The organism is Kocuria sp. CPCC 205260 (assembly GCF_040981045.1).
In the GTDB taxonomy this organism is placed as follows: Bacteria; Actinomycetota; Actinomycetes; order Actinomycetales; family Micrococcaceae; genus Kocuria; species Kocuria palustris.
Window position 1 is genome coordinate 1 of the sequence record NZ_JAVKPT010000042.1, and the last position, 708, is coordinate 708.

The 708-nt window shown below is 63.4% G+C and carries 1 protein-coding gene; it reads right to left on the reverse strand.

What is annotated here, in order from left to right; translation table 11 throughout:
* A partial coding sequence (locus tag RF645_RS13025; protein WP_368819247.1) for a penicillin-binding transpeptidase domain-containing protein occupies window positions 1-708 on the reverse strand: 708 nt, incomplete at its 3' end.

Genomic DNA, 708 nt, shown 5'->3' on the forward strand with positions numbered 1-708 from the left:
TGTTTGTAGGTCTGCCGCCTCACTCGTCTCCAACGGATGACTGGACGAGGGTTCCGATGCAGGTTCATGGCCCAGAATGCTGGGTTGCACGAGTTTGCCTGCCTGAACACTGGCCTGGAACCTGGCCATCCCGAAGGGAGAGACCAGCGTGCGTCCTTGTCCGAACATGGCCGCGACATGTTCCGCCGCTGGTTCTTCCGTGGGGATGCTGCCCGAGAACACAGGGATTCCCGCGTCCATCTCCACCCCCACGCCGAGAGAGTTGCCGGCGTCCGCCAAAGCCTGCTGGCTGACCCTTGCGTGCTGGGCGGCGAACGTCGTGTTGCACGAATGGGCAATCGCCTGCCGTAGGGCAACGCTTCCCTCGAACTCCCGCGGATAGCCGGAGAAGTTGGCCACGTTCATCCCTTCAGCTGAGTACGTATGGGGACAGTCGACGGTCGTATCTGGTGTATCGCCGCCCCGAAGCATGGCCAACGCGGTCGCGACCTTGAATGTGGACCCGGGTGCGTACTGGCCCAGGGTCGCAGTGGGATAGCCCTTCGACCCCGCTCCATTGGCCACGGCCAGGACCGCGCCGTCCGAGGGTCGTATCGCCACCACAGACGACGGCGATTTGATACCTTTCAGCGTCCGCTGTGCCGCCTCCTGAAGACCACCGTTGAGGGTTGTGTGCAGATCCTCTCCCGGAACAGGCCCCTGGGCCAT